Below are 25780 nucleotides of genomic sequence, written 5' to 3' on the forward strand. Positions count from 1 at the left end.
TTGTCAGCCTACGCATTGGCAATAATCAGCCCAATCGATCGATTTCAGACAGATTGTCAGGAAGCCAGTACAGTGTTGTGCAAATGCGCTACGCCACCAACAAAAAAGCCTTCCCCAATGGGGAAGGCCTGACTGTCAAGTTTATCGGCTGATTACGTCAGTCGGGTACGGGAGAAACAGCGATTTAAAACAACCCGATACATCCGCCCAAATTGCGCATAACACCATTGTTTAAGTTGCTTCACTTCGTCGCCTACTAATGTCTGTAGGGCTTTCTTTAATTCTTTTTCAAACAACTGTCGGTCAAAGCTGACCTTTTGAAGAATTAGTTTAACGTACTCAAGCATGGAGGCCATACCGCATTCGTTTTTTTGATTAAAGACTAAGGCTCTGGTGGAAAGAGGGAATTTGAAACAGCCCAGACTGAGCTAGAATCTCGTTATCATTGTAACGGGCTTCCGGTCAGTTTGTTGCTGACAAATGTATATGAAACTTGGAATATTCATATTAGTTTTTGCATTATATTTTCATGAGAAAACCAGTGTTTTAGCCCAATCCACTGATAATCCAATTGTTATCGAGTTAAGTGCAACCAGTTTTACTATTGAACGGCCCTTTACCATTTCCATTATCGTTCAAAACAGTGAGACCCGGCCTGTCGTTGTTTTCCCCACGATTGCGGGCCTGGTCAAACAGGGTACGTCTTATAGCTCAACCCGCAGTGAGCTTAGTGGTCGTGAGGTCGTTAGTCAGGTGGTTACCCAAACCTATGCGGCCACGCAGCCAGGTACGTTCCGGCTGGCTCCCTTCACGGTTACCGTGGATGGGCAAACCGTGCGCTCACCCGGCGCGCAACTGACTGTACGGCCTTCGACTACCGCCCCTACCACCACATCGGCGCTGTCAGCTACGGCATTAACCCGGGCTAAGACCGACAAGCGCGCCGCCTTCTTGCAGACGACTGTCAACTTCACCCGACTGTATACGGGGCAGGGCCTACACGTCAGGGTGTCGTTCTACGTGGCCGAAAACTACCCCTACGAACTACGCTTCGACCGATTGGCCCAGCAGGTGGAGCTCCTGACGCGACAGCTGAGGCCAGTTAATGCCTGGGAGGAAAACGACAACATCAGCGAACTGCGACCCCGCCCGGCCCTGCTCAACGGTCAGCGGTACGTAGAGTACCCGGTTTATTCAGCTACATTTTTTCCGTTGGCGACCCGCACCGGCCTTCCCCGGACCATTACGCTGCCGGCGGTGGCCCTACGGGTATCGCGCCTTGCACCCGCCCCCACTCAACCGACCGGACCAGGCTCGCAGACGGGGCGTGGCGCTACGACCCTCAACCAACCAGCCGACGAAGTGACCTTCATGAGCAATCCGGTGCAGGTGGCGGTGCAGCCCCTCCCCGGCCGAAGTGGCCAGACGGGTGCCGTATCGGTGGGTTCGTTTCGGCTGATCGATGAGGCCGACCGTAGCCGGGTGGGCGTGGGACAGAGTGTGCGCTACGATATTCGCATTGAAGGGCAGGGCAATATTGCCAGCATACAGGCGCCCCAATTCATCAGTGGAGGCGACGATCTCGACGTATTTCCACCTCAGGCACAGGAACAGATTGGTCGGGTAGGCGCGGCGGTGAGCGGGTACAAGTCGTTTCGGTACTTCCTCATTCCGAAGCAAAAAGGGACAGTAGCATTGGCTAATCGGTTTTTCTGGGTTTATTTCGACCCCCAGATTGGCCGGTACGATACGTTGCGCCCTCATTTGGTGCTCCGCGTTGGCGAAGCCACCGATAGCCTGGCAACGGGCATTGTGCCGTCTGATACGCTTGATCAGGCGGGTCGCCCGTCGATTTATGCGGGGCTGGAGCAAACCGACAGCACCGAGCAATCGATAAACTGGCCCGTATTGGTTCGGGCCATCGCCAACGTACTGATTATCATCATGATTCTGGGTACGTTGTTTGTCTTTGCAAAAAAGTAAGTTTAAGGTTCCATGTTCAACGTCTAAAGTTGCTCTGCGAAGTAGAATGACTTTACTAGGCAGCGCAACGTTGGACCTTGGACATTGAACCTTGAACTAACCAGTGAGCAGCACCTACGGAACTCTCTTCAAAATAGCCACTTTCGGCGAGTCGCATGGCGCGGCGATTGGCGTCACCATCGACGGTTGCCCGGCGGGTCTGGCGTTTGATACGGATTTTATTCAGGCCGAACTGGACCGGCGCAAACCCGGTCAGTCGCGCATCACGACACAACGCCGCGAAGCCGACGAATTTGAGGTATTGTCGGGTGTGTTTGATGGCATCACGCAGGGCACGCCCATCGCGCTCGTGATTCGCAACACCGATCAGCGCAGCAAAGACTATGGCCACATTGCCCAGCAGTTCCGGCCGAGCCATGCCGATTATACGTACCAGACCAAATACGGCACCCGCGACTACCGGGGCGGCGGGCGGTCGTCGGCACGCGAAACGGCGGCTCGGGTAGCGGCGGGTGCCGTCGCCAAATTATTGCTGCGTCAGTTGGGTGTGTCAGTACAGGCTTATGTGTCGCAGGTAGGGAGGTTGAAACTGGAAAAATCCTATTCGGAACTGAATCTGGCACTAGCCGAAGAAAACGCCGTTCGCTGCCCCGACCCGGCTACCGCCGAGCAGATGTTTGCCCTCATCGACGAAACCCGTAAGCAGGGTGACAGCATCGGGGGCGTTGTCGACTGCGTGTGCACGGGTGTACCGGCCGGATGGGGTGAACCTGTTTTTGACAAATTGCACGCCGAACTAGGCAAAGCCATGCTGAGCATCAACGCAGTGAAAGGCTTCGAATACGGCAGCGGCTTTGCCGGCGCCGAACAATACGGCTCACAGCACAACGACGAGTTTTATACAGATGAGCAGGGCCAGGTACGTACCCGCACCAACCAGTCGGGAGGTATTCAGGGCGGCATCAGCAACGGCGAAACCATCTACTTCCGGACGGCGTTCAAACCCGTTGCCACGATCATGCAGGATCAGGCTAGTGTCGATGCCGAAGGCAATGCCGTAACGGTTAGTGGCAAAGGTCGCCATGACCCCTGCGTAGTACCCAGAGCGGTGCCCATTGTGGAAGCGATGGCCGCGCTGGTGCTGGCCGACATGTGGCTGCGCAGCAAAAGCGCGAAGCTGTAAGTAAGGGGTTATTTGATGGCCAGTACTTTGAACTCGGTGCGGCGGTTACGCTGATGCTCGCCTTCGGTGCAGATGACGCCGTCGGTGCAATTATTCACCAGCATGCTTTCGCCGTAGCCAATGGCCCGCATACGTGACCGGCTAATGCCCTTCGAGGCCATGTAGTCGACCACGGCCCGCGCCCGGCGGGTCGAGAGGGCTTTGTTGACGGCGGCATCGCCCCGGCTATCGGTGTGCGACCGAATCTCGATCACCAACGTGGGATAATGCTGCATGGTGGCCACCATCTTATCCAGTTCACGTGCAGCGTCGGTACGAATACTGGCGTTGCCCATGTCGTAATAGATGTTATCCATCGTAACCACATCGCCTTCGCGCAACATGCGGAACGGTGTAGCCATCAGTTCGTCGGGTTTCGATTTCTTGGCCAGTTTACGAACCCGGCTGGTGCTGGTACCGTAGGTGGGTTTGCTGGCGATCAGCGTGTAGTCGCAACCTTCCTTGATGTCGAACACATACGAGCCATCCGCGCTCGTCTCGGTTTTCACGATTTCGCCGTTACACTCGTTTTTGAGCCGCACTGTCACGCCTTCAATGGGTGCGCCATTCCCCTCGCTTAACACCACTCCCCTGATCCGCGAATTGGTGAGCGGGCGGGCGGGGCGCCGGGCCGTTGTTTCAGGTGCGGCATAAACCGTGTCGATGATGACCGTGGGCGGCACCAACGGAATTTCGAGCCGTGAGGGCTGGTCGTCGGTCAGGTTTTTGGTAGAGAATCCGACCGTTGCATTCACATAGCCATCGCGCGAGGCCGTGAACGTATAGTCGCTCTCAGCTTCGAGGCACATCCGCACAAACCCGTTTTTATCGACCATCAGCATCTGATCGGTTTGGCCAGTGCGGTTACCTTTTGCCAGTACTGTCGCGCTATCGATAGGTACGTCGGTGCCGGGCGCGTAAATCCGGATGGTCAGATCGCGGCAGCCATACAGGGAACTCTGGCGCGAAAAGCGGAAAATATCGTCGGAGCCGTTGCGGTTGCTACTGAAATACCCCGTTCGGCGGCTACCGTCGGTGATCAGCCCGAAGTCATCACCGCTGGAGTTAATCGGCGCATCGATGGTTTCGATCGACTCGACGGTGGTGCCATCCATCGCCGCAAAGAAAATATCGAGTCCACCTTTGCCGCGACGCCCATCCGTAGCGAAGTACAGGTTTCCGTTTTCGTCGGCAAACGGGAAGAGTTCGTTGCTTTGGGTGTTGATAGTTGGCCCCAGGTTAATGGGATCGCCCCATTTTCCGTTCGTCCATTTCGACACATACAGATCCGTGCCACCAAATCCGCCGGGCATATCCGACGCGAAAAACAGCAGCTGGTCAGGCGTCCCGTCAGTGCCTTTGGCCAGCGCCGGATGGCCTACCGAATACTCGTCACTATTGAAGGGCAGTTCGTCGATATTGGCCCAGGTGCCGTTGGCCTGCTGAGCGGTATAGAGCTTGAGTTTATTGACGTTCTCGGCACTGGTTTTGGCTTTCCCGTCGCTGTAGTTATTACGGGTAAACACAATGCGTGATCCATCGGCCGAGAAGGTGGCGGGGCCCTCGTGATAACGCGTGTTGATCGTTCGGTTAAACTCTTTTGCCGGATCGACAGCGTTGCGTTCGTACCCTAATCCCTGGGCCACATTGATGCCCGCCTCAAACCCAACCGGCGTACGTGAATCATTGGAGGTGGGCCGTGTGTAGTAGTCGCGGCCAACCAGCCAGGGGTTTTTAGACGGCGAAACAGCATTGGTAGCGGGTGTCTCCTTGATTGGCTCTCCATCGGCATCGAACCGGCGCCGGGCGTTGAGCATACCCCGGTTCACGACATAGATCAAATCCAGATACCCGGCACCGCCACCACTGCCGTTGGTTTCGATGGGGGCACCGCCCTTCCGGCCCGCCACGTAGACCAGGCCATCGCGGTAAAACATCGGGCTGAACTCTTCGTTGGGCGAATTGAGATCAAGGTCTTCAATCTGGTAACGGACCGGATCGCGCCGACTGGCTGGTGCGCCTTGCGAGGAGGTCGGTATAGGGCTTGGTAGCCGGAAACGAGCCCGCTCCCGGATAAGCTGATATCGATCAAACTGAACCTGCGCCTCGGCATACTTCCCATTGCTGACCAGCGTTTGCGCATAGGCCAGCAAGACAGCAGGCGTCTCCTGCCCCTGTGGAATTGTGGCAAGCCACTCTCGGAACGTCCGTTCGGCTTTCACATTATCACCGATGGCCTGATAGGCTTGTGCCAGATTGGCCTGCACGCTGGCCCGCTGATCGACTGTCAGCGAGGGGGTAATCAGTAGTTGTGTGTAGAGGTCGATGGCCCGGCCGTATGCCTTGTAACTTAGCAAACGCTCGGCCTGCTGTAGCAACGAATCCGGCTGCTGAACAAGGCCAGCCCAAGCCAGCGTATTGCTCAGCAGCAGAAATCCGAATGCTATCAGTAAAAGTCGTTTCATTCTTAACAGCAATTTGTCTGTACTATGGTTGGCTGTTCAGAGTAGGTAGGGGTATCGATACATTCCCTATACTCTAGTAGACCAAAATACAAACGGCCCGTCACCGCGATATAGTTAAGAAACGAACATATTCTCGTCCGTCACTAAGGCGTGCAACATAGAAATAAGTCCCGTCGGGTAAACCCGTTTCGGTGGTACTGGTCCGAATGCCTTGATTAGCCGTTCCGTCCCAGTCATTCTGGTAATTTGTATTGGCGTAAACCCGATGCCCCCACCGGTTAAATATCTCCAGATTTACCGTTACCGACGCCGGTACACCCCGGATCACGAAACGATCATTGACGCCATCGTCGTTAGGCGAGAAGCCTTCCGGAATAAAAACGACGGACGATTCAGGTGTATTGGGGTCGACAACCAGCGTAGAATCTTTTTTATCGGGCGTGTTGACCGAAACAGATACAGGCACCGTTAGCTGCGCCAGTGCCCCAACGCAGGGGCCGCTGCCGTCTGGGTCGGGTGTCGTGAGCGTAAACGTTACCTTACCGCGCTGCCGATCCTCTTCCGAAGTCACGTAACGAGGGCGGACACTCTGCTGCTGAGTCAATAACCCCGTGCCAGTACATGTCCAAGCGGGTTCGGTAGCTGAGCCCCGCAGGCGCGCTTGCAGGCACACCAGCCCTCGAGCCTGATCGAGCGAATCGAGCCACACCAATGCCGAGGGTGGGTTGCTCAGGCAAGGGGCAATGCCGTTGGCGCAGGGCGTTACATTGGCCGATATAGCTACCGGCTGGCTCAGGCAGCCCTCACGCGTGCGAGCGAACGCATAATACGTACCTGCCAGCACAGCACCCGGCGACTGCACGACAGGCGCCTCGGGTGTTGGTCCCGTCCGGAATTCGTAGGTCAGTTTCAGGTCAAGGACACCCTCTGTCGATCGCGTTAAATCGGCTGTCTGAAACGGGCAGGTGTTACGAACAACCGTTGCCAGCGCAGGCCTGAACGTTTGGGCCACCACCGGCAAGGCCAACACGTCCGAACTGTCGCTTTGGCAACTACCTACCCGGCAAACAGCCCGAAAACGCGTTACTGAGCCAACCGTCAGGCGGCGGGTAGCTCCAATGACCCCATCGGACCAGTGTACCTGGCCCGCGCAGGCATCGGCCAGCAAGGTCACCAACTGGCCCGCGCAGAGGGAGTTGGGTGCATGTTGAATAGATAGTATAGGAATGGTAGGTAAAGCAATGGAGACTATTAGTGGCAGAGCGGGATTCGACCGACAGCCGCTCTGCACGCAGGTAGCGCCATAGGTGGTCGTTTGGCCGGGGTGTACCACCGGGGATGAACCCGTCAGCGAAGCGTCGGTCCATTCAACGACGCCCATACTACAGACAGCGGTGAGTGTAACGGCGTCGCCCGCGCAAACGACGGGTGCCGACGCCGCCAGTTTCGGCGCGTCAGGTGTCACGACTGCTACTGTATAGGCATCGGCGAAGCAACTGACGCAACCCTCGGCCAGCCGACAAACGGCAGTATACCGGGTAGTCTGGTGGGGCGTTACACGAATAGAGACACCCGATTCGCCCGTCGACCAAACAACGGTACCTGCACAATCGGCTGCCTGTAACTGAATAGTTTCGCCACGACAAATCAGGTTTCGATCGCCCCGAATGAGCGGCGGCGGTGTGGTGCACGTCAGCGAAGCAGGGTCAGCCGGATACCCCACCGGTAAAGCCATTGCCTTGCCAGTCAGAGATATCATTACTCCAAGCCACCATCCTACCAATTGCCTAATAGACGTTTTCACCAAGCCGTTGTTCGTTGTTGCGATTTTGCCCAAAGGCAGACGAATTTCATGCCAACTTCGCCTGAAAAGCGTCTGCCCACCCGTTTGACTAAGCCAACGGCCATTCTGTCGAAATTGAGACAACAACAACGATAGCGGCATCATTTCATATGAAGCGGCCTTCTGGCCTCATAAATCATGCCAGACGAAACAGAGTATTTACACTTAAATTTTTAAAGCTTGTGTAACTATGTAGTTACTGAAAACAGAGTAGAAATTAACTTGATTAACACCGAAACAAAATAGTTAAAATAACAAAGGAATAATTTAAGAAGCAGAATAAATGCTCACACCTTATAGGAATCCGTGTCTTCTCCTGCCCTAGGCGCTACCCAGGCGGGGATAGCAGGTGTTGCCGAAAATTTGATCGGCACGCCAATCAGAGACACCTCACCGGCAAGGGGGTGTGGCTGCGTATCGATCATCTGGCGAGCCTGATGGTGCGGGTGGTGTGGTAGTTCATCGAGGGTGAGCACCGGCGTGATAAGCAGATCATGCTCAACGCCGAGCGCGGTCCATTCGGCTTGGGTACGTTCGGCAATCAGGTCCTGAACCTGCGCTTTGTAATGGGCCAGTTCATCGGGCGTCTGCGGTAACATAAACGCCATCCAGTTCGGGCGATCGACCAGGGCACAAAACTTTTGCCAGAATTTAGGCTCTAACGTACCCAACACCACGTACCTGGGCTGGACGGCGCCTGTTTCAGCGTCAGCTTCGTCACGGCAACGGTAGATGCCATAATTGGGTTGCCCACCCGAGAGCGGCATTTCGCCCCGTTTGGGTACGTTGCCTGTACCGGCATAAAGCGCCTGCGCTACCGACAACAACGGCATGACGCAGTCGGTCATCGACACATCGACCTGCTGCCCATGTCCGGTTCGTTGCCGGGCGTACACGGCCGCCAGCGTAGCCATGACGCAGCTGTAGGAACCACCCATAATATCGGCCAGTTGTACACCCGGTATGGTTGGCGGTTCGTCGGGCTGTCCTGTCAGGCTCAATACGCCCGACAGCCCAAGGTAGTTGAGGTCGTGGCCCGCCAGGTGCGCATAGGGTCCGGTTTGACCGTACCCCGTTATCGACACGTAAATAATGGCCGGGTTGCGCTCAGCGGCAGCCTTATACCCTATCCCCAGCCGATCCAGATAACCGGGTCGAAACTGCTCGACCACCACGTCGGCGGTGTCGAGTAAGCGGAAAAATGCTTCGCGTCCATCGGCTGTGGTGTAGTCGAGCGTAACGCTTTTTTTCGACCGGTTGTAGGCCAGATAATTGACCGAGACGCCGTTGATATGCGGCGGGAATACGCTGACGTAATCGGGGCTGCTTGGGTTTTCAATTTTGATGACCTCGGCGCCCATGTCGGCCATCAGCATCGTGCCCAGCGGACCAGGCAGCAGGCGTGTCAGGTCGAGAATGCGTAGCCCCTGTAACGGACCAGTGGTAGGCGTACGGGTCATGGCCGGGTGGTCGTTACGCTTTTCAAGCGCATCAGCCCGCCTTTCTGCAAGCCATCGGCGGTTGTAGGCTCCAGCCCGATTCGGGAGATTACGCCCTGCCAGCTCGCCACCCGACTCAAGTCGATTTCATACACACGCATTTGCCCATCGCCGATGATGGGGAAGTCGAGTTCCTGATTGGGTTTGTGGCGGAAGTCATTATCGCCCTGCCGGGTCCAGATGAGGTGCGCCGAGGTCGCGTTGGTCGTAAAGGCAGCTTGAATGTAGAGCCTGGGTACGTTACTGGCCGGTACAAACATAAACGGACTAGCCACCCGAAATTGGCCGGATCGGATCCCTTCCCAGCGGACATTGAGCGTATTCTGGATGGGCCAGCCCTGGTCGCGCGTGTTGAAATACGACCAGCCTTTTCGTCCTGTATCAAACACAAAATCAGGCGTGTTGCGCGGCCGCGGCTGGCTGTAGACAAACTGCCTGATGGTATTAACCGACCCGACAATCAAAACGTATTCATAGTCATACACACCGTTGTAATCCATCTGATCGACGGGTAGCGCAGCCATATAACTGGTTGAGTTGTCATACTCGTCGCCCGTTTGGGGCTGTCCCCAGAAACCACCGCCCCAGTTAAACTCATTGGGTTTATATAGTCCAACGCCTTTCCCCTGCCCGTTGACAATAGCTGTCCAGTTTTCGGTACAATACTGTACCTCCGACTTATTAGTAAAGGCCCGGTCGCTGATGGCATCGTTCGTAAAGGGGCGGTCGCCCTGATAACTGACGAATCGGTAGTAAGGCCCATTGAGGTAGACCGATGGCGTCTCCTGGTAGCTTGGGTTATAGAACGATGTGTCGGTACGTTGCACGGTGGTTCGGCTGCGGACCCGCACGGTATTATCGCGCAGCTCGTACCAATGTTCCATGATGCACTCGCCAGGTACGTTGACTAATGGCCACTGTATACCCGTGGCTTTCACATACAGGTGTGTGCTGTCGATTTTGCGCCATTCGATGCTACGGGCGGGTGTACCACCATAATCACCGACCTGAATAGGATTCCAGCCATTGGTTGCCCAGGCCGGGTGGGGTTTCTGCCCGTTGGGTTCATAAGGCACTGGCCCTGAATACAGGCTGTTCTGCACTTGCCGCCCGTAATCATGATTGTTGATCATGTTGGTTCCGCTGGCTTCCGACAGGTACGTGATGGCACCACCCAGATTGGGGTCGATGCCCAGTTTGATCAGGGCGTTGCTGACGAATACGCGCGTAGTAGGCGGTGGCGGCTTCACCGCCGGCCCATCGCCACCCCGATTTGGGAAGGTGTACGGCGTATTGATATCACGGGGCGGTTCGTAGGTTGCGCAGCCGAGCAGCAGGGTAGAAAAGACGAAAAGCGTAGCGATGCGTTGACTCATAACGGATACGAAATGCGCAGGTTGCGGGGTACGTAAAGACCCGAAGTTACGGCACAGGGCGCACAGGCACATGATCGGCCGCGGGTTTCTGAGGTACAGGTATGCTGCTCTAGCTATCAGGTTGTAGTACACATCTGTACTGGGCGGATACCATATCAACGATGATTCGTGTCTTTTCGCTGATTTTAACGGGCATTCTGGTTGTATTCCGCCGCCATACCCCCTACTTTTGCGGGATTTTTGCCCATACCTCTCGCTTGAGGTTGGTCACGATCAAGGCGTTATCTGTTCGTTATATCCGTCTTTTTGGCCCCATCATGCCCAAAAATCCCAATCTCCGCTCGGTTCTTATCATCGGCTCCGGCCCCATCGTCATCGGTCAGGCATGCGAATTCGACTATTCGGGTTCACAAGCTGCCCGATCTATCCGCGAAGAAGGTATCGAGGTGGCGCTGATCAACTCCAATCCGGCCACGATCATGACCGACCCGATCAACGCGGACTATGTGTACCTGAAACCGCTGGAGAAAAAGTCGATCATCGAGATTCTGGAGAAACACCAGCAAATGGGGAAACCCATCAACGCCGTGTTGCCCACCATGGGTGGACAGACTGCCCTCAACCTCGCCATCGACTGCGATAAGGCGGGTATCTGGGAAAAATACGATGTCCAGATCATCGGCGTCGACATCAAGGCGATCGAGACTACCGAAGATCGCGAGAAGTTCCGGCTGCTGATGCTTCAGTTGGGTGCCGGTGTCTGCAAAGGGCGCACGGCCCGTTCGTTTCTGGAAGGCAAAGAAATCGCCCAGGAAATCGGCTTTCCGCTCGTGATCCGGCCATCGTTTACGCTGGGCGGCACCGGCGGCGGTTTCGTCAACGTACCTGAAGATTTCGACAAAGCCCTGACCCACGGCCTGCACGCGTCGCCCGTTCACGAGGTGCTGGTCGAGCAGAGTGTCATGGGCTGGAAAGAGTATGAGCTCGAACTGCTGCGCGACGGCAATGGCAACTTCATCATCGTCTGTTCGATCGAGAACTTTGACCCGATGGGCGTGCACACGGGCGACAGCATCACGGTAGCCCCCGCCATGACCCTGCCCGATACGCTGTATCAGCAGATGCGCGACCTGGCCATCCGGGTGATGAATGGCATCGGGCAGTTTGCCGGTGGTTGTAACATCCAGTTTTCGGTGAACCCCGAAACCGACGATATCATCGTGATTGAGGTGAACCCGCGGGTGAGCCGGTCGTCGGCACTGGCCTCGAAGGCAACGGGGTATCCCATCGCCCGGATCGCGGCGAAAATGGCCGTGGGGTATAACCTCGACGAACTGATTAACCCGATTACGGGCACAACGTCGGCCTTCTTCGAGCCGGCTATCGACTACGTGATCGTGAAAGTGCCGCGCTGGAACTTCGACAAATTCCCCGGCGCCGACCGGTCGCTGGGCTTGCAGATGAAGTCGGTAGGTGAGGCGATGGGTATCGGGCGGAACTTCCAGGAAGCCCTGCAAAAAGCTTGTCAGAGCCTCGAAATCCGGCGCAACGGGCTGGGTGCCGATGGCCGCGAGCTAACCGACATCAATGCCCTGAAACACAGCTTGGAGCACCCGAGCTGGAACCGCCTGTTCCATATCTACGATGCCTTCAAAGCCGGGATGTCGTTCAGCACCATTCGGAAGCTGACCAAAATCGACCCCTGGTTCCTGCATCAGATTGAAGAACTGATCGAGCTGGAGCGCGAGATTGCCCAGTACGACCTCGACGACCTGCCGCCCGAACTGCTGCGCACAGCCAAGCAGAAAGGCTACGCCGACCGGCAGCTGGCGCATATTCTGCAGGTACGTGAAAGCAAGATTTACACCTACCGCCAGAACCACAACATCCGCCGCGTGTATAAATGCGTGGATACCTGTGCGGCAGAGTTTGAGGCCAAAACGCCTTACTACTACTCGACCTTCAATAACCAGCTGCCCATCACGCTCGACCGGCCCGAACCGGTGTCTGACCTACCGGGTAACGAGTCGATCCGCAGCAACCGGAAGAAGGTCGTGATTTTGGGTTCTGGCCCGAACCGGATTGGCCAAGGTATCGAGTTCGACTACTCGTGCGTACACGGCGTACTGGCCGCGAAAGAGGCGGGTTACGAGACGATCATGATCAACTGTAACCCCGAAACCGTCTCGACCGACCCCGACATTGCCGACAAGCTGTACTTCGAGCCGGTATTCTGGGAGCACGTGCACGCCATCATTCAGCACGAGCAACCCGAGGGGGTGATTGTGCAGTTGGGCGGACAAACGGCGCTGAAAATGGCCGAGAAACTGACCCGCTACGGCATCAAAATCATTGGTACGAGCTGGGAAGCCCTCGATTTGGCCGAAGACCGGGGCCTGTTCTCGGGCATGCTGCGCGAACTGGACATTCCGTATCCGAAGTTCGGCACGGTGCGCGAGTCGGAAGCGGCCATCGACCTGTCGCGGGAGTTAGGTTTCCCGCTGCTGGTGCGCCCCAGCTACGTGCTGGGCGGGCAGAGCATGAAGATCGTCATCAACGAAACGGAGCTGGAGCAGCACGTGATGAAGATTCTGAGCGACATTCCCGACAACAACATCCTGCTCGACCATTTCCTCGAAAACGCCATCGAAGCCGAATCGGACGCCATCTGCGACGGCGAAAATGTGCACATCATCGGGATTATGGAGCATATCGAACCGGCGGGTATTCACTCGGGCGACTCGTATGCGCTGCTACCGCCATTTGACCTGAGCGAGGCTGTGCTTGCGCAGATTGAGGAGTACACCAAAAAGATTGCGGTGGCGCTGAAAACCAAAGGGTTGATCAACATTCAGTTTGCCATCAAAGACGAGAAGGTGTACGTAATCGAGGCCAACCCCCGCGCCAGCCGCACGGTACCGTTTATCTGCAAAGCCTACCAGGAGCCGTATGTCAACTACGCTACGAAGGTGATGCTCGGCGCCAAGGTGACCGACTTTACGTTCAACCCGGTGAAGAAAGGCTACGCGATCAAGATTCCGGTGTTCTCGTTCAACAAATTCCCGAACGTAAACAAGGAACTCGGCCCCGAAATGAAATCGACTGGCGAAGGCATCTATTTCATCGACGACCTCAAAGATGAGTTTTTCCTCAAGGTGTACTCCGAGCGCAATCTGTACCTGAGCCGGTAAGAGAGCTAACCAGCCAATAGTCAACGACAAGGCGTCGTAACGTACCTGAGCGCTCAGGTACGTTACGACGCCTTACTGTTCGTGGGTTATATGCTTACTTCCGCTGATAGATGTATGTATTACCCTCCGTATGCAGATCCGTGTAAACCAGCTTAGTATTGCTGATTTCGTAAGGAATGTAAGGCGATTCAGCAATTGTCAGCCGCACGGTTTTACCATCCTTGTCATAGAAAACACGATTACGCAGATAGAGGCTTTTACTCGTTTGTGGCTGCCCTCTTTTGTCGGTGTAGGTGTTGGGTTTCGAGGCTGAACGTCCCTTGCTGACTCAATACGCCATTCGTACGCTCCACATAATTACCGGTTTTCAGGAACGTGACAATGACCTCGTCCGTACCGGGCGTGGTTAGCTCCTGACTGTTCCAGCCTCCCTGCGTTTGCACCCATCGCCAGTTACCAACGATTGGCTGAACCGGCTCAATGGTTGATTTGCAGCCAGCAAACAGGACCCATAGTACCGGCAACAGATAGTGAAGACGCTTTTCCATAAAGCTGGACCATTTAGAAAACCGGTTGCCCGACGCTGACCAACAGACTATGCATCCGTTACATACAAAAAAGGTCAGTAAAGCCCGGCTTGTTACGCACGATTCATTGGCTACTTTTCCCGGATAACCAGCGCTGGCTCAAGCATGATCCGCTGGATGTCGACGGGGGGCGCACCGGGCTTTGCGTCGACGATGGACAGCAGAATTTCGGCGGCTTTCAGGCCAATCTGGTACGGGTGCTGCTCAACAGAGGCCAACGGTGGCTGCTCCATGTAGGCCGTCAGGGGCAGGTTGGCGAAGCTGACGAACGAAATATCCTTATTGATACGCAGCTTGTGTTTTCGGCAAACCTGCATGGCATCGAGCGCCACGTAGTCGTTGAAGGCCAGGACGGCGTCGGGGCGCACCGGCGATTCGAGCAACTGCGTCATTTTCTCCGTAATGTCGCTCGTAGTCAGGTCAACCCGTTTGATCAGCGCGTTTTCTACGGGCAGCTTATCGTCGAGCAGGGCTTTAATATACCCCCGGTAACGATCTTCGCTGGCTACCAGCGGATGCGGGCCGTTGATGAGGGCGATCCGTCGAAATCCCCGCCTTGCCAGCCAGCGGGTTGCCTCGTAGGCACCTTTCTCGATGTCGCAACCGACCTGATGCGCCTCCACGTTAGGCGGAATCCGGTCGAACAACACCACCGGTATCTGCCGGTCGATCAGCATCTGAACGTGTTGGAACTCCGGAGACTCTTTGGCCACTGACAGCATAATGCCATCAACCCGGTTGGCCGCCAGCACGTCCAGAATCTGCTTTTCCCGTTCGTAACGATCGTGCGACTGATAGAGCGCCACCGTGTAGTGGTTCTGAAACGCGATCTCTTCCACGCCGTTGACCACCTCCGAAAAGAAGTTTTCCCGAATCTCGGGCAGCACCATGGCAACCACGCCCGTTTTGCCGCTTCGCAGGTTACGCGCCGTGGTACTGGGGTAGTAATTCAGCTGCAAAGCCAAGGCATGAACGGCCTCCCGGGTTTGCTGGCTGATCCGCAAATTACCCTGTAGCGCCCTCGACACAGTCGACGGAGAAATCTTCAACTGGCGTGCTATTTCCTTAATCGTTACGGCTTCTTTCATTAAGTGCGTGGCTCAGGCTCGCCGATAGGCGCAAGACAGCCCTGCTAAAATCGCTATTTTCTACCTTGTTGCGCAAACGTTTGCTCTATACGGTGCAAACGTTTGCGCAACGTGATCCACTGATTTTGTTGGTTGTTGCCTGTCTCCCCCACTTTACTTAAGGCTACAGGCTTCCTAACTTCCCTAAACCGTCGGGAACGTACCTGATTTATCCCCCGCTTTTCCTAACCATTTTTGCATGACTACTACACGTCGTTCTTTTCTGCGGACAGCCGCTCTCGGCAGCGTCAGCGCTCCCTTGCTTCCTAGTCTGTTTACATCAGCCTCGGCAAGCACACGCCCGCCGGTATTGAGTAAAGTACGGCTAGGGTTCATCGGCGTAGGCGCGCGTGGTATCTACCACGTTCAGCAGGCCCTCTACCGCGAGGACGTGGAGATAAACGCCATCTGCGACATCGATCCGAAGGCCATTGCCCGCGCTAATGCCTTGATTGAAAAAGCGGGCCGGAAAGCACCAGCCGCCTACACGAAAGGCGACGAAGCCTTTCTGGAACTCCTCAAACGCGACGATATCGACGGGGTGGTCATTGCCACGCCCTGGGAATGGCATACACCGATGGCTGTTGCCACGATGAAGGCACGCAAATATGCCGGGCTGGAGGTGTCGGCGACGGTTACGCTGAAAGAATCGTGGGAGTTGGTCAACACCTACGAGAAAACCGGCGCGCACTGCATGTTGCTCGAAAACGTCTGCTACCGCCGCGACGTGATGGCCGTATTGAATATGGTGCGGCAGGGTATGTTTGGCGAAATGACCTACGCCCACTGCGGCTACCAGCACGACCTGCGCAACATCAAATTCAACGATGGCAAATCCCTTTCGGGCGTGGGGGCTGAATTTGGCGAGAAAGGCTATTCGGAAGCCCATTGGCGCACTCAACACTCGGTCGATCGGAACGGCGATCTGTATCCCACGCACGGTCTTGGCCCCGTGGCGCACTGGCTTAACATCAACCGGGGCAACCGCTTCACGTACCTGACCTCGATGGCGACTCAAAGCCGGGGATTACACAACTATGTGGTCGAGAAGGGCGGGGCCGACCACCCCAACGCAAAGGTCAAGTTCAAGCTGGGCGACGTGGTAACGACGATGGTGCAGTGTGCCAACGGCGAAAACATCACCATCATTCACGACACCAATTCGCCCCGCCCCTACTCGCTGGGCTTCCGGGCGCAGGGCACGAAGGGCATCTGGATGGACGACGGCGACACTATCTATCTGGAGGGGGTGAGTGCCAAGCCGCACCAATGGGAGCCGTTTGCCCCTTATCAGGAAAAGTACGATCATCCGCTCTGGAAACAGCACGCGCAGGCCGCTCAGAATGCGGGTCACGGCGGCATCGACTTTTTCGTATTGCGCGGCTTTATCGAAGCCATCAAGAACCAAGTTGCCCCGCCTATCGACGTGTACGACGCGGCCGCCTGGAGCGCCATCAGCCCCCTGTCGGAGCAGAGCATTGCCGCCGGCAGTAAACCCATGGAAATCCCGGATTTCACGCGGGGTAAATGGAAGACCAATAAGCCCATTTTCGGCCTAAACGACCTCTACTAATCACGCCCACCGTAACTGATTTTATTTGACGACACCCGACCTGATCCGCCAGTTCGATGCCATCGTCGCTCGCGAACACACGCCTTCCCATATCAACGAGTGGGAAATCGTCAGCCCAAGCTCCTGCCCCGGGAGGCAAAGTGATTACCAACCCATCAGGTTGCGCCGGGAACGTACCCAGCCGATGCTCATTAATCACTTTATCCAACCGAATCATTCATCTTCCTGAGCTACGCCAGCCTTTTACCTTATGCAAAAACACGCTGTCACCGTCTCGACGCCCGGCCGCATCTGCCTCTTCGGCGAACACCAGGATTACCTGGGGCTACCCGTCATTGCCGCGGCCATTTCGTGTCGAATTCAGGTGCAGGCGGAGTCGATTCGTCAGCCAGTGGTTAAGCTTCGGTTGCCCGACATTGGGCGCGACGAGCAGTTTAGCCTGACACCGCTGCCGCTAACGTACCTGCACGGCCGCGATTATTTTCGAAGTGCGGTCAACGTGTTGGCGCAGGCGGGTTTTCAGTTTAGCCGTGGCATCGAGGGCGAAGTGCACGGGCAGATTCCCATTAACGCAGGTACGTCGAGTTCGTCGGCGCTGCTGGTGAGTTGGCTCAACGTACTGAGCCAACTGGCCGACAACCCGAAACCCGTATCGCCCCAACAACTCGCTGAACTGGCCTACAAAGCCGAAGTGCTGGAATTTGGTGAGCCTGGCGGTATGATGGATCACTACTCGACAGCCGTTGGCGGAGTTATTTACCTGGAATCAGACCCATCAATTCACCTGGAAACGTACCGGCCTCGGCTGGGTACGTTCGTGCTGGGCGACTCCGGCGAGCCCAAAGACACCATCGGGATTCTGGGCCGGGTGAAGTTTGGCATGCTACGGATTGTGAACGAGTTGACGAGCCTCGACCCGACGTTCTCGCTCCACACAACCGATGTTGCGGCACTCGCTACCTACAAAAACCGACTGTCGCCCGACGACTACATCCTGCTGGCGGGCAATCTGGCTAATCGCGACATCCTGCGTCAGGCGCTGACACTGATCCGTAATGCTTCATCCGCAACGCCGTTCGATGACCGTCGGTTTGGCCAATTGCTGACCGAACACCACGCTAACCTGCGCGATGCGCAACGCATTTCGACCCCAAAAATCGATCAGATGCTCGACGCGGCGCTGTCGGCGGGGGCGCTGGGGGGCAAAATCAATGGTTCGGGCGGGGGCGGCTGCATGTTTGCCTATGCCCCGACCAACCCCGAACTGGTCGCCGAAGCCATCCGGCAGGCAGGTGGTCGGGCGTATATCGTTTCGGTCGATGAAGGCACTACGCTTGGACCTCAACTCAATGCCTATGAGCGACCGACCGTCCTTGTTTAACCGGCCCGCAACGATGAACAACCGAACCGCTCTTTTGCTCTACTTTTGGCTGATGGTCGGTAGCCTCACGGTACTTGGCCAGACAAAATTGGCGAGCGCCAATCGCCCCAGCGTCGTGCTGATTTACGCCGACGACATTGGCTATGGCGACCTGAGTTGCTACGGCAACGCGAAGGTTAAAACCCCAAACGTCGACCGGCTCGCCAGTCAGGGGCTTCGGTTTAAAAACGCCTATGCGACCTCGGCGACCTGCACGCCTTCCCGCTTTTCGCTGATGACGGGCGAATATGCCTGGCGCCAGAAGGGCACGGGCGTAGCACCCGGCAACGCCTCTCTGATTATCCGGCCCGGCCGCAGCACCTTGCCCGGCGTCTTTAAAGCCGCGGGTTACCAGACGGGTGCTGTTGGCAAATGGCACCTGGGCCTGGGCGGGCCCGAAGGTCCCGACTGGAACGGCGATTTGAAGCCGGGACCGCTGGAGCTTGGCTTTACGTATGCCTACATCATGGCGGCCACCGGCGACCGGGTGCCCTGTGTGTATGTCGAAAACCACCGTGTTGTTAACCTCGACCCCAAAGATCCCATTCAGGTCGACTACAAACAGAAGATTGGCGACTGGCCAACGGGCCGCGAAAACCCCGACCGACTGACGATGAAGCACTCACACGGCCACGACATGACCATCGTGAACGGCGTAGGACGCATTGGCTGGATGACGGGCGGCAAAGCGGCTCTCTGGAAAGACGAAGATATGGCCGATGTTTTCACCCGGCAGGCGGTTAAGTTTATCGAAACCAGTCAGAAAAACCGAGGAGCGACAGCACAGCCTTTCTTTCTCTATTTCGCCACGCACGATGTGCACGTTCCCCGCGTACCGCACCCGCGTTTTGTCGGTAAAAGTGGGCTGGGGCCGCGCGGCGATGCCCTCCTCGAATTCGACTGGCAGGTGGGCGAAGTGCTTAAGACGCTGGATCGTTTAGGTCTGACCAACAACACCATCGTTATGTTGTCCAGCGATAATGGGCCCGTTGTCGATGATGGTTATCAGGATCAGGCCGTCGAAAAGCTGAGTGGGCATACACCCGCCGGGCCACTACGGGGCGGCAAATACAGCGCATTTGAGGGGGGCACGCGGGTGCCGCTGCTGGTTCGGTGGCCAGGTCAGGTCAGGCCGGGCGTATCGGAAGCGGCCATCAGTCAGGTCGATTTTCTGGCCGATTTCGCCACGCTGTTGGGCCAGTCCTATAACTCCGCCGAGGCGTCCGATTCGGAAAACCAACTCGAGGCACTGCTGGGTAAAGACCGCGTTGGCCGTGCCGTTATTGTGGAGCATGCTGGTACGTGGTCGATTGTGCAGAAAAACTGGAAATACATCGAGCCCAGCAAAGGGCCTGCCTATTCCAAATTCACCGACACCGAATACGGCAATGATCCCAACCCGCAGCTTTACAACCTCGCCAATGATCTGGGCGAAAAGCAAAACCTCGCCAGCCAATACCCCGACCGGGTTCAACACCTAAAAGAACAACTACAGCAAATCCGTAACAAAGCCGCCCAATAAGCGGCTCATCGTCCTTATCCCACCGTTGACGAGCGGCCTACCCACCGGAGCGGAGACGCCTCCGGGCGGGTAGGCTTTTTTTTGCCATCAGCCCAGGTAAACGGGCCCAACAGCGCCCATGCAGCCGTCTTTTTGCGGCTCATGCAGTTTAAAGAGGCTAGTTAGCCCTTGAATTACCACTCACTCAGTCCGCTAGACCGTCTTATACTTTTGTAACTAAATTCTGCGTTAATTGGCCGGTCTTAACCTCCGGCCATTTATGCGCTCCCACCTGTCTGCCCGTCTGGCACTGCTCCGCCCGGCCTTTCTCTTCCTCATAACCACCCTTCTGCTTACCCAGTGTGCCCGCCTGTCGAACACCGTTCAGATTACCGGGCGCAACTTCGACGACGAAATTCAGCAGTCGCAGAACCTAACGTTTTCGTTCAATAAAAATGTAGGGCCCGAAACCCCCACCGACGTCTGGGAAACTACGCCCTACATCGAGTTCAAGCCAGCCGTCAAAGGACAGTTCAAATGGCTATCACCCAGCGAGTTGCTCTTTTCGCCGGCGGTCGCCTTCGACCCCGCCACCGACTACCGCGCTGAACTGACCAAAGCCGTTCTGACCCGCGCCGACAGCAAAGACCTGAGCGTATCGGGCGAGGAGGTTGAATTTCACACACCGTACCTACAGCTTACCAGCACCGAAACCTGGTGGACGCGCCAAACCGATAGCGGGCAGCCCGTCGCCAAAACCCGGCTCCGGTTCAACTACGCCGTGTCGGGTGCTGACGTAGCGCCCAAACTTAGCCTGAAAACGGGCGAACAAGCCCTGACACTGGGCCCCTTGCAGGGCAACGCCGACCCAATCACCGGCGGCGGGCTGGTCGTATCCCTGCCCAACGCCCCCCGCCCCGACAACGAGCAGCCGCTCACACTCACCGTCGACAAAGGCTTGAACGTACCCAACACGGCTTACACCAGCAAGGAAGTCATTGAGCAGACAGGTACGTTGCCCACGCCATCGCGGCTCGAGGTGGTCGACGTGCAGACCAGCTATACCCGGCAGCAGGGTGTCGTGCGAGTCGTAACAACGCAAACCCTGCAACCCGGTAACCTGAACCAGTATTACACCATTCAGCCCGCCATCGACACCAAAGCCGAACTGACCGAAAACGGCTTGCTGATTCGTGGCGACTTCAACGAAACCGATACCTACGTTATCACCTTCACCGACGCGATGCGGGGCGTACTGGGGGCGAAACTGACCGAAGCCGTATCGCGCGATGTCTTTTTCGGGAAGATGCCCGCCGGGCTGCAATTCGCCAACCGCACGGCCCTTTACCTCTCGTCGAAAGGCGCGCGTAATGTGGGGCTGAGTGTCACGAATGTGGCCAAAGTGCAGGTAAAGATTTCACGGCTGTACGAAAATAACCTGCTCAACTACTTCAAAAATGGCCGGTATCAGGCATACGCGCAGCAGGGCGATGGCGAAGATGCCCAATGGGGGCCAACGGGCAAATATGACTATGGCAACGACGAGGAAGGCGACCTGAGCAGCGTGCTGATCGATAAAACCATCGCCACGGCCGACCTGCCTAGGGTACGGGGCGTAGCGGCACTGAACCTGTCGATTCCCGAAGGCGCGGCGGGCAGCAACCCCGACCGGCCATTACGCGGGGCGTATCTGGTATCGGTGCAGTCGAAAGACGAAGCTTATGTGTCGGCGACGCAACTGGTGTCGATCTCCGACATTGGCCTGATTACCCGCAAAACCGACAACGAACTGTTGGTCTGGGCCAACTCGATTCAGACCGCCGAACCCCTGAAAAACGTCGATATCTCGCTCATCAGCAGCAACAACCAGTCGGTGTACACACTCAAGACGGATGGCGACGGCTTTGCCCGTTTTGAGAAGGTCAACGAAAAAGCCCCCGGTTTCAAGATCGCCATGCTCACGGCCCGAACGGCCGACCAGAGCGACTTCAATTTTCTGTACCTGAACGATACGCAGGTCGAAACGTCGCGGTTCGAGGTCGATGGCAAACGCAGCAATCCCACGGGCCTGAACGCTTTTGTCTATGGCGACCGCAACATTTACCGCCCCGGCGAAACCATTCACCTGAACACCGTGCTGCGTGGCGAGCTGCCCAAAACCGACGTTGAGGCGGTGCCGCTCACCCTGCGCGTGCTGATGCCCAACGGGTCGGAATACCGCTCGTTCCGCCAGACGACCAATGCGCAGGGAGCCGTACTGACCGACGTACCCATCGACCCCGCCGCCGTGACAGGCAGCTACACCGTCGAGGTGCTGAACGCCAACCAGACCTTGCTGGCATCGCAGGCCATCAGCGTGGAAGAATTTATTCCCGACCGCATCAAAGTCGACGTAAAAACCGATCGGGAAGCGTATAGCACGGGGCAGACCATTACGTTGCAGACCACGGCGCAAAACCTGTTTGGCCCGCCCGCCGCCGACCGCGCCTATGAAGTCGAATTGCAGCTAAAACGCAAGAATTTTGCCCCTAAAGGCTACGAACAATATCGTTTTAACATCCCCGTCGAAAGCACAGGCGTATCGGCTACGTTTGACAAAACGCTCCGGCAGGGTCGCACCGACGCCAGCGGGCAGGCAACCGAGGCCTTCCCCATCCCCGCCGAGTATCGTGACATTGGCCTGCTCGAAGCGAAGCTGTTTGTGACGGTATTCGACGAAAATGGCCGACCCGTCAACCGTCTTCGCCGCCTGGACATTCAAACGCAGCCGCTTTTTTACGGCATCCGCCTCGCCGATACGTACCTGACAACCAATACGCCGCTGGCGGTCGATGTGGTGGCGCTGACCAAAGACGGCCAACCGCAGGTCGCCAAAGCGCAGGTGGACGTGGTGCGTTTTGAGTACCAGACCGTTACAGAAAAGCAGGACAACGGCCAGATCAAATACAGCAGCAAGCGGCGCGAAAAAATCGTCTACACCAACATGCTCTCGCTACCAGGCAGCGGGGCGGCGGCCGCAGGTACGTTCCGCTACGTACCTACCGTGTCGGGTGAATACGAAGTCCGGGTACGTCGGCCCAACGCGGTTGGATACACCTCCGCCGAATTTTACGCCTACGGTTGGGGCAGCACATCGGCCTCGTCGTTTGAAGTAAGTACCGAAGGGCAAGTGCTGATGGAGTTCGACAAGCCCAGCTACGAAAGGGGGGCTACCGTGAAAGTGCTGTTCAAAGCGCCGTTCAACGGCAAACTGCTCGTGACGGTCGAGCGCAATTCGGTGCTGGAACAGCATTGGCTTGAAACGAAAGATAAAGCCGCCGAATGGAGTTTTTCGGTGGACGACGCGCACCTGCCCACGGCCTATGTCACGGCTACGCTCATCCGGGCTATGGATGGCACCGACCTGCCGCTGACCGTCGCCCACGGCTTTGCGCCCGTCTCCGTTACCGACCCCGACACCCAGTTACCCGTCACGATTGAGGCCGTAGCCAAATCGTTCTCCAAAACCAAACAGACGATCCGGGTCAAAACCAAGGCCAACGCCGAGGTCACGGTGGCAGTGGTCGACGAGGGTATTTTGCAGTTGAAGAACTTCAAAACGCCGAATCCGCACGGGTTTTTCTTTCAGAAACGGGCGTTGGAAGTGGAAGCTTACGACGGCTATGCGTTGCTCTACCCCGAGCTGTCGCTGCGAAGCCGGTCGAGCGTGGGCGGCGATGGCTATGACCTCGAACGGCGCGTTAACCCGCTCAGCAACAAGCGCGTGCAGCTGGTCGCGCTCTGGAGTGGTCACCTGAAAACGGGTTCGTCGGGCGAGGCCGAATACACCATCGACATTCCGCAGTTCTCAGGTACGTTGCGGGTAATGGCCGTGGCCTACAAAGACAATGCTTTCGGATCGGCCGAGCAGGGCATGACGGTATCCGACCCCATCGTCATCAGCGCGGGCGTTCCGCGTTTTCTATCGCCCGGCGATGAACTGAACATGCCCGTCAACCTAAGCAACACCACCAACAAGGCGGCGGGCGTCACAGCAAGCGTAACCGTTAGCGGGCCATTGCAGGTCGTGGCCGACTCGGCTGCCACGCGGGGCGCAGGTACGTCGCAGGCACTGACCATTCAACCCGGCCGCGAGAGCCGAACGGCCTTCCGCATCCGGGCGACGGGCGGCATTGGTCCCGGCGACATTACCGTGACGGTGAAGGCGATGGGCAAAACGTTTGTCGAAAAAACCGATATCACCGTTCGGCCTGCCGCACCGTTGCAGAAAACGACTATCTCGGGAGCCTTGGCTGGTGGGCGCAGCGCCGCCCTCACCCTAACGGGCGATTTCTTGCCCGGCACCACTCGCAACAGCCTCAGCATCAGTAGGTCGCCGGTGCTACAATATGCCAAAACGCTGAGTTACCTACTCGGTTATCCGCACGGCTGTACGGAGCAGACCATCTCGAAAGCCTTCCCGCAACTTTATTTCGCCGACCTGACGAAAAGCGTAAGACAGGGCACGGTCTATTTTGTCCGCAACGGCAACAGCGACTATAATCCCGCCACCAACATTCAACAGGCGTTGCAACAGATCGAGAGTCGGCAGCTATACAATGGCGGCATTTCGCTGTGGCCCGGTTTTACCCTCGAAGACCCCTGGGCTACGGCTTACGCCCTGCATTTCATGGTCGAAGCGCAGAAGGCGGGTTATGAAATCAATGCTGGCGTGAAGAGCAAAATCGTGGATCGGCTGACGACGCTCACCGGCACGAATCGAACCGTTACGCAATCGGTATTTGCCGAAGACGGCACCCGCACCGACCGCAGTGTGGCGAGTTACACCAACCTGTATGCGCTCTACGCACTGGCGCTGGCCGAACAGCCCAACCGCGCCGCCATGAGTTTCTACAAAGAAGCCATGAACACCCTGCTGACTACCGACGGCCGTTATCTTCTGGCTACGACTTACGCCCGCCTCGGCGACGCGCAGAGCAGCGCCGCGCTGTTACCCAAACAATTTGCCACGCCCGTATCGGTTCGGGAAACGGGCGACAGCTACTCCTCACCCGTCCGTAACATGGCGCTGGTATTGAGTAACCTGATCGACACCGACCCCGATAACCTGCAAATCCCGACGCTAGCCCGACAGTTGGGTAGCGCCGTTCAGCAAGCAACGTACCTGAATACGCAGGAAGCCGCTTTCGCCTTCTTGGCGCTGGGGAAACTGGCCCGACAAAACGCGGGTAGCACAGCCACGGCTACGCTCACGGCCGCAGGTAAGGGCCTTGTGGCAGCGTCCACTGTGGGTACGTTCACGGGCGAAGACGTCACGCTGCGCAGGTTACCCACCGGCAAACCCCTGACGCTAACTGCTAAAGGATCAGGCAGTGTGTATTATTTTGGGCAAAGCGAGGGCGTACCCAACAGCGGCAACGTACCCGATGAGGACGCTGGCCTTGTCGTTCGGCGAACGTACCTGAGCCGCGATGGCAGCCCGCTGAGCCGTTTCCGGCAAAACGATCTGATTGTGGTAAAGCTGACTGTGAGCAGCCAAAACGGATTACCCGTGAAAAATATCGTGCTGACCGATCTGCTCCCGGCTGGTTTTGAAGTTGAAAATCCACGCCTCACCGGTGACCAGAGCGCGGGCGGAAATCAATCCGGCAATGGCCGCACGTTGAACTGGTTAAAGGGAGCTGCCGCCGTCGATCATTTCGATATCCGCGACGACCGGGTTAATTATTACCTCTCATTGACGGGTACCGAAACGAAGACTGTGTACTACATGGTACGGGCCGTAACAAAAGGTCGCTTTGTGGTTGGCCCCGTGTCAGCCGACGCCATGTACAACTCAGAACTGCGTAGTTACAATGGCGCCGGGCGCATTACGGTGGAGTAAGGTTACCGATTGGTAAGGCAATCTATTCCACGCTTTTTGTAGACTTTTTCCACAATGGCGAGTTATCTAATTGGCGAAAGCAGCGCGGAATCGGCATTGGCACCGATTT

14 protein-coding genes are annotated in these 25780 nt (G+C 56.8%); 7 read left to right on the top strand and 7 right to left on the bottom strand.

All coding sequences use genetic code 11. The annotated features are described in order from the left end of the window. Positions 1-152 precede the first annotated feature (152 nt). A complete protein-coding gene (locus ACAW74_RS09000; RefSeq protein ID WP_370697856.1) occupies positions 153-356 on the bottom strand; it encodes a hypothetical protein in 204 nt (67 codons plus the stop codon). Positions 357-486: 130 nt separating this feature from the next. On the opposite strand from ACAW74_RS09000, the gene ACAW74_RS09005 reads away from it, so the two are divergent. After that, positions 487-1983: a BatD family protein gene (locus ACAW74_RS09005; RefSeq protein ID WP_370697857.1), complete on the top strand. Its 1497-nt coding sequence runs from the start codon at positions 487-489 to the stop codon at positions 1981-1983. A 103-nt stretch (positions 1984-2086) separates the two neighbouring features. Further along, a complete protein-coding gene (gene aroC, locus ACAW74_RS09010; protein WP_370697858.1) occupies positions 2087-3166 on the top strand; it encodes a chorismate synthase in 1080 nt (359 codons plus the stop codon). Between the two features lie 8 nt (positions 3167-3174). On the opposite strand, the gene ACAW74_RS09015 is transcribed toward aroC, so the two are convergent. The 4 genes from ACAW74_RS09015 to ACAW74_RS09030 all read right to left on the bottom strand — a co-directional run bounded on the left by ACAW74_RS09015 (position 3175) and on the right by ACAW74_RS09030 (position 10388). Further along, positions 3175-5670, bottom strand: coding sequence for a carboxypeptidase regulatory-like domain-containing protein (locus ACAW74_RS09015; protein WP_370697859.1), 2496 nt, complete (start codon positions 5668-5670; stop codon positions 3175-3177). Between the two features lie 100 nt (positions 5671-5770). Beyond that, positions 5771-7429: a T9SS type B sorting domain-containing protein gene (locus ACAW74_RS09020; protein ID WP_370697860.1), complete on the bottom strand. Its 1659-nt coding sequence runs from the start codon at positions 7427-7429 to the stop codon at positions 5771-5773. Positions 7430-7800: 371 nt separating this feature from the next. Beyond that, the gene (locus tag ACAW74_RS09025) at positions 7801-8973 is read right to left on the bottom strand and encodes a CaiB/BaiF CoA transferase family protein (protein ID WP_370697861.1); all 1173 of its coding nucleotides are present in this window, start codon (positions 8971-8973) and stop codon (positions 7801-7803) included. Then, entirely contained in the window at positions 8970-10388 is a 1419-nt protein-coding gene (locus ACAW74_RS09030) for a hypothetical protein (RefSeq protein WP_370697862.1), read from the bottom strand. The genes ACAW74_RS09025 and ACAW74_RS09030 overlap by 4 nt, the downstream gene beginning before the upstream one ends. A gap of 317 nt (positions 10389-10705) precedes the next feature. Between ACAW74_RS09030 and carB the strand changes: the two genes are divergently transcribed. Then, a complete protein-coding gene (gene carB / locus ACAW74_RS09035; RefSeq protein ID WP_370697863.1) occupies positions 10706-13579 on the top strand; it encodes a carbamoyl-phosphate synthase large subunit in 2874 nt (957 codons plus the stop codon). Positions 13580-13836: 257 nt separating this feature from the next. Here the strand turns inward: carB and ACAW74_RS09040 are convergent, their stop codons facing one another. Then, a complete protein-coding gene (locus tag ACAW74_RS09040; RefSeq protein ID WP_370697864.1) occupies positions 13837-14127 on the bottom strand; it encodes a hypothetical protein in 291 nt (96 codons plus the stop codon). A 110-nt stretch (positions 14128-14237) separates the two neighbouring features. Next, a complete protein-coding gene (locus tag ACAW74_RS09045) occupies positions 14238-15254 on the bottom strand; it encodes a LacI family DNA-binding transcriptional regulator (RefSeq protein WP_370697865.1) in 1017 nt (338 codons plus the stop codon). 238 nt (positions 15255-15492) lie between these two features. Between ACAW74_RS09045 and ACAW74_RS09050 the strand changes: the two genes are divergently transcribed. The 4 genes from ACAW74_RS09050 (at position 15493) to ACAW74_RS09065 (ending at position 25671) form a co-directional block, all read left to right on the top strand. Then, the gene (locus ACAW74_RS09050; RefSeq protein WP_370697866.1) at positions 15493-16866 is read left to right on the top strand and encodes a Gfo/Idh/MocA family protein; all 1374 of its coding nucleotides are present in this window, start codon (positions 15493-15495) and stop codon (positions 16864-16866) included. Between the two features lie 250 nt (positions 16867-17116). Beyond that, positions 17117-18247: a mevalonate kinase family protein gene (locus tag ACAW74_RS09055; protein WP_370697867.1), complete on the top strand. Its 1131-nt coding sequence runs from the start codon at positions 17117-17119 to the stop codon at positions 18245-18247. Positions 18248-18260: 13 nt separating this feature from the next. Then, positions 18261-19808: a sulfatase family protein gene (locus ACAW74_RS09060; RefSeq protein WP_370697868.1), complete on the top strand. Its 1548-nt coding sequence runs from the start codon at positions 18261-18263 to the stop codon at positions 19806-19808. A gap of 259 nt (positions 19809-20067) precedes the next feature. Then, the gene (locus ACAW74_RS09065) at positions 20068-25671 is read left to right on the top strand and encodes an alpha-2-macroglobulin family protein (RefSeq protein WP_370697869.1); all 5604 of its coding nucleotides are present in this window, start codon (positions 20068-20070) and stop codon (positions 25669-25671) included. Positions 25672-25780 lie beyond the last annotated feature (109 nt).

This window comes from Fibrella musci, from assembly GCF_041321105.1.
Taxonomy (GTDB): Bacteria; Bacteroidota; Bacteroidia; order Cytophagales; family Spirosomataceae; genus Fibrella; species Fibrella musci.